The sequence below is a fragment of the Brevundimonas sp. GW456-12-10-14-LB3 genome, assembly GCF_059424365.1.
In genome coordinates this window covers 33,667-39,666 of record NZ_JBWKZJ010000027.1, presented here as the reverse complement: position 1 = coordinate 39,666, position 6,000 = coordinate 33,667, and the positions used below count along the sequence as shown (strand labels likewise).

The window sequence follows — 6,000 nt, the reverse complement described above, 5'->3', positions numbered from 1 at the left end:
GGCCGCCGAGTTCCCCCACTCGGCGGCCTTCTCGTTTGCGGCGCCGCACAACCGTTCCAACCTGAACGCTGTTCATGAGAATCTTCGCCCCTCAGGGGCTTCCCGAGCGATCAGTCCTGGCCTAGTCAGCGGTGTGGCGCTGCGTCGCGCCAGCCCCCAGCGGCCCCGGCCGCGTCGCCCGAGACTGGAAGTCCATGACCGCCCTCGATCCGCGCTCTGCAACGGTTCAGCCGATCACCCCGGCCCTGCTGGAAGCTTCATTCGCGCGGATTCTGGGAACCAGCCCGGGCGAGGCGGAGCGCTCCTTCCTGGCTCAGGCGCACGAGGACTACGCCGCCGACGAAACGCCGGAGCTGGACGGCGAGGATCTGGCCGCCCTGCTCGCCGCCTCCTGGCGCGCCGCCGGCGACTATCCGGCCGGCTCCCCGCCCCTGATCACCGTGGGGCCGTTGTCGGGCGCCGACGGCCAGGCCCTGGACTATGACCTGGTCCGCATCGTCCAGAACGACGCCCCCTTCCTGGTGGACAGCGTCATGGGCGTCCTGGCCGAGGCCGGGGTCTCTGTGCGCGCCCTCTTCCACCCCGTCGTCGCGCTGGACGGACGCCGACTGTCGGTCATCATCCTGGTCATCGATCCCGTGCCCCAGGAACGCCGCGACGCCCTGGGCGAGGGCCTGGCCCAGAGCCTGAGCGACGTCCACGCCGCGGTCGAGGACCACGAGGCGATGGCCGCCCTGATGCGCCAGGCCGTGCAGAGGTTGGAAACCACTCCGCCCGCGGTCGATCCGGCCATACTGGAAGAAAACATCGCCTTCCTGAAATGGCTGAAGAGCGACCATTTCGTCTTCCTGGGCGCACGCGACTACGACTATCCGCGCGGGGCCGACGGCGACTATGAGGCCGAGGCCCCCCTGAGCCAGTCGGGCGCCGGCCTGGGCATTCTGGCCGATCCGGAACGCACCGTTCTGCGCCGCGCCTCCGAACCGGCCGTCCTGACGCGCCAGATGCGCCGCCAGCTGGACTTCAGCGACCCCGTCACCGTGGCCAAGGCCAACGCCCGTTCGCGGGTCCACCGCCGGGCCTATATGGATTATGTCGGGGTCAAGCGGTACGGGCCGGACGGCAAGGCGACCGGCGAAACCCGGTTCGTGGGCCTGTTCACCTCCGAGGCCTATGACCGTCTGGCGACCGAGACCCCGCTGATCCGCCGCAAGGTGGCCAACGTCCTGTCGCGCGCCGACAAGGCGCCGGGCAGCCACAATGAAAAGCGGCTGAAGAACATCCTCGACAACTATCCGCGCGATGAGCTGTTCCAGATCAGCGAGGACGAGCTGCTGTCCATCGCCCTGGGCATTCTGCACCTCTACGACCGGCCGCGCATCCGCCTGTTCACGCGCCAGGATCCGTTCGACCGCTTCGTCTCGGTGCTGTGCTTCATTCCGCGCGAGAAGTTCGACGCCTCCGTGCGCGAGCGGATCGGCCAGATCGTCGCCCGCGCCTGGGGCGGGCGCGTCTCCGCCTGGTATCCTCAGCTTTCGGACGCGCCCCTGGTTCGGGTCCATTTCATCATCGGCGTGACGCCCGGCGAACATCCGGTTCCCGACGCGGCCCAGCTGGAACAGGATGTGGCCGAGGCCGGTCGCAGCTGGATCGAACGGTTCGAAGCCGCCCTGCGGCGGGCCGAGGTGGCTGATGTCGAGGTCGGCCCGCTCAGCGCACGCTGGGCTCGCGCCTTCGGGGCCGCCTATCGCGACCGCTATGACGCCGATGAGGCGGCGGTCGATCTGCGTGAGATGGATCGGCTGAACGCCACCGGCCAGGTCGGCGCCGGCGAGCCCGTGGCGGTCCGGGCCTTCCGCAATCTCGACGACAGTCCGCTTCAGTTCCGTTTCAAGCTTTATCGTCGCGGCCCCTCCGTCCCCTTGTCCGACGTCCTGCCGATCATGACGGACATGGGCCTGAAGACGCTGGAGGAATACGGCTATTCCATCCGGCCGATGGGCGAGGAAGAGATTCACGTCCATGAATTCCTGATGGAGGATCCGCGCGGCGAGGATCTGGTCTTCGCGGACGTCAAGGGGCCGTTCGAGCGCGCCTTCGCCGCCGTCTGGAGCGGCCTGACCGAGAGCGACGGCTTCAACCGACTGGTGATCGAACTTGGGATGGAATGGCGCGAGGCCGCCCTGATCCGCACCCTGGCCCGTTATCGTCAGCAGACGGGTCTGGACCCGTCCCAGGCCGTGCAGGAAGAGGCCCTGCGCGAATATCCCGAGGTGTCGCGCGCCCTGCTGGCCCTGTTCAAGGCCAAGTTCGAGCCGAACGGCGCCGCCGTGGAGACCCGCCAGGAGACCGTCGACGCCCTGACGGCCCAGATCACCGCCCTTCTCCAGGCGGTGAAGAGCCTGGACCACGACCGCGCCCTGCGTCGCATCGCCGCCCTGATCGGCGCGATCAAGCGCACCAACTACTTCCAGCAGGACGCTGACGGCCTGCCCAAGCGGCACATCTCGATCAAGATCGCCTCCAGCGAGCTGGAAGACCTGCCCCTGCCCAAGCCCTATCGCGAAATCTTCGTCTGGGCGCCGCACGTCGAGGGCGTGCACCTGCGCTTCGGCCCGGTCGCGCGGGGCGGCCTGCGCTGGTCGGACCGTCGCGACGACTTCCGCACCGAGGTGCTGGGTCTGGTCAAGGCCCAGCAGGTCAAGAACGCCGTCATCGTGCCGGTCGGCTCCAAGGGCGGCTTCTATCCGAAGCAGCTGCCCCGCACGACCGACCGCGAAGCCATTCAGGGCGAGGCCATCCGCGCCTATCGCACCTTCCTGTCGGGCCTTCTGGACATCACCGACAATATCGCCGCCGACGGCGCGGTGACCCGCCCGCCCCACGTGGTCGCCTGGGAGCAGGACGATCCCTATCTGGTCGTCGCGGCCGACAAGGGGACGGCGACCTTCTCGGACATCGCCAACGGCGTCTCGGCGTCTTACGGCTTCTGGCTGGGCGACGCCTTCGCCAGCGGCGGTTCGATCGGCTATGACCACAAGGCCATGGGCATCACCGCCCGCGGCGCCTGGGAGGCGGTGAAGCGCCACTTCCGCGAACTGGGCAAGGACATCCAGACCGAGCCTTTCACAATGGTCGGCGTCGGCGACATGTCCGGCGACGTCTTCGGCAACGGGGCCCTGCTGTCGAAGGCGACCAAGCTGGTCGCCGCCTTCGACCATCGCGACATCTTCATCGACCCGGATCCCAACCCCGAAGTCAGCTGGGCGGAGCGCAAACGCCTGTTCGACCTGCCGCGCTCGTCCTGGCAGGACTATGACAAGGGCCTGATTTCGGCCGGCGGCGGCGTCTTCTCCCGCTCGGCCAAGTCGATCCAGCTGACGCCGCAGATCAAGGCGGCCCTGGACATCGACGAGGACCAGCTGGACCCGGTCAGCCTGATCCGCGCCATACTGAAGGCGCCGGCCGAGCTGCTGTATCTGGGCGGGATCGGCACCTATGTGAAGTCCGCCGCCGAGACCGACGCCCAGGTCGGGGACAAGGGCACCGACGCCCTGCGGATCAACGCCGACGAACTCAGGGTCAAGGTGGTGGGCGAGGGGGCCAATCTGGGCTTCACCCAGGCCGGGCGGATCGTCTTCGGTCAGAACGGCGGGCGCATCAACACCGACGCCATCGACAATTCGGCGGGCGTGGACACCTCGGACCACGAGGTCAACATCAAGATCCTGGTCGGCTCGGCCGTCACCAACGGCGTCCTTCCGGCCGAGGAGCGGACCCCGCTGCTGGCGTCGATGACCGAAGAGGTCGGGCGCAAGGTCCTGGCCCACAACTACGACCAGACCCTGGCCCTGACCCTGCAACAGGCGGAAGGTCCCGGCGCCCTGGACGCCCAGCAGCGCTTCATGCAGAGCCTGTCGGCGCGCGGCAAACTGGACCGCAAGGTCGAGGGCCTGCCCTCCGACGCCCGCATCAAGGAGATGATGGCCTCGGGGATTCCTCTGGCGCGGCCCGAGCTGGCGGTCCTGACCGCCTACGCCAAGCTGGAACTGTCCGAAGAGATCGTGGCGTCCCAGGCGCCCGAGGATCCCTTCTTCGAGCAGATTCTGGTGCGCTACTTCCCCGACGCCCTGGCCCGGTTCGAACCGCAGATGAAGAGCCACCGTCTGCGGCGCGAGATCATCGCCACGGTCCTGTCGAACGAAGTGGTCAATATGTGCGGCCCGACCTTCCCGGACCGCCTGCGCGGCTCGGCGGAATGCGACACCACCGCCCTGATCATCGCCTTCGAGGCGGCGCGGCGCATCTTCCGGCTGGATGAGGCCTGGGACGCCGTCTCGAACCTGGATCTCAAGATTTCCGCCGAGGCGCAGACGGCCCTCTATCGTGAGATCGCCGTGGTCCTGCGCCGCCAGACCTTCTGGCTGGCGCGCCGCGCCAAGAACGGCGCTTCGGTCCAGGCGCTGATCGACCGCTATCGCCCCGTCGCCGACGCGCTCCAGGCCGAGGGCGCGCCGGTCCTGTCCCGTTTCGAACAGGGACGACTGGACGAACGGGTCAAGACCTTCGCCGACCACGGGGCGCCGGAGGATCTGACCCGGCGGATCGGCGTGATGCGGCCCCTGGTCGCCGCCGCCGACATCGGCGACATCGCTCAGGAGACGGGCTGGCCGGTCGCCGCCATGGCCCGGCTCTACCACCAGGTGGGCGCCGCCTTCGATTTCGACCGGCTGCGCGCGGCCGCCGGCTCGATCCCGTCGGTCGATCATTTCGATCGCCTGGCCGTTCGCCGCCTGATCGAGGATCTGATGACCGAACAGGCGACGCTGACGCGCGCCGTGGCGCGGGCGTCGGACGCTTCGGTGGGGATCAGCGAAGACGCCGCCGAGGGGGCCGTCGACGCCTGGATCGGCTCGAAACTGGCGGTGGTCGAGGGGGTTCGCGCCTCGGTGGACGAGATCGAACAGTCGGGCGCAGGCTGGACCTTCGCCAAGTTGACGATCGCCAACGCCACCATTCGCGACCTGGCCTCCGCGGCCGGCAAGGGCTGAACCGGCTGCGGCCGAGACTTGACGAGGGGGCCGCATCCCGGCCTCCTCCGTCAGGGAAAACCGGCTGGGGAGGCCGTCATGCCGAGAAAATTCCTGGTCGTCGTCGACGACAGTCCTGAGTTCGAAGCCGCCCTGCGCTTCGCCTGCCGGCGGGCCAAGTCCACCGGCGGGCGGGTGGTCATGCTGCGTGTCCTGGCCTCGCACAGCGACGCCCACTGGTCCGGCGCGCGCGAGGAGATCGAGCGGCAGCAGCGCGAAGAGGCCGAGGCCCTGCTGAACCGGCTGGGCGAGGAGGCGATGGAGCGGTCGGGCGCGCCGCCGGTCTTCCTGATCGAGAAGGGCGAGCCCCAGGCGGCGATCAAGAAGGTCGTGGGCGACGATCCGGACATCAAGATCCTGGTCCTGGCGGCGGGATCGGGCTCACGCGGCCCCGGCCCCCTGGTCTCCGCCATATTGAAACAGGGCGCCCATGTAGGGGGCCGCAAACTGCCCGTCACCATCGTCCCCGGCGAACTGACCGAGGCGGAGATCGAGGACCTGGCGTAGAGCCAATCCAGGAGAAGCGCCTCGGACGTTGAAGACTATTCCATTGAGTGTCGGTCTTCCTTCCCGCGTCAGCGGAAGGGACAACGTCTGGCGGCGGAACGCCGATTGAGGGCGGGTTCATCACAACGTGCACGACGAGGTCACGGCGGTCACGGCGAGTTCCGACGGCGTCGTGACCGCTGTGAATGCGCCGTTCTCGCCGTGATGAACGCGGTCGCCGCATCAAGGCCCTCTGACGCCGGAAGAGCGGCTCGGCGCGATGTCCGCCTTAAGGCCGCGCCAATTCAGGGGCTTGCAGATCCGATCAAGGATCTGCCCGGCGCCCCTTCAGCCGCGCCTATAATGGCGCCTCGGTCTTTGACATCGCCAAGAGGGCAGAGCGCGTCCGACACCGGACAGTCCG

Annotated in this window: 2 protein-coding genes; both read left to right on the top strand. The window is 68.4% G+C overall.

From position 1 onward, the window contains the following. The first annotated feature begins 194 nt into the window (after window positions 1-194). Complete coding sequence (locus tag AC07XS_RS11410; protein WP_182714511.1) at window positions 195-5,051, top strand: NAD-glutamate dehydrogenase; 4,857 nt, start codon at window positions 195-197, stop codon at window positions 5,049-5,051. Between the two features lie 78 nt (window positions 5,052-5,129). Further along, complete coding sequence (locus tag AC07XS_RS11405; RefSeq protein WP_152949247.1) at window positions 5,130-5,597, top strand: universal stress protein; 468 nt, start codon at window positions 5,130-5,132, stop codon at window positions 5,595-5,597. Window positions 5,598-6,000: the final 403 nt, after the last annotated feature.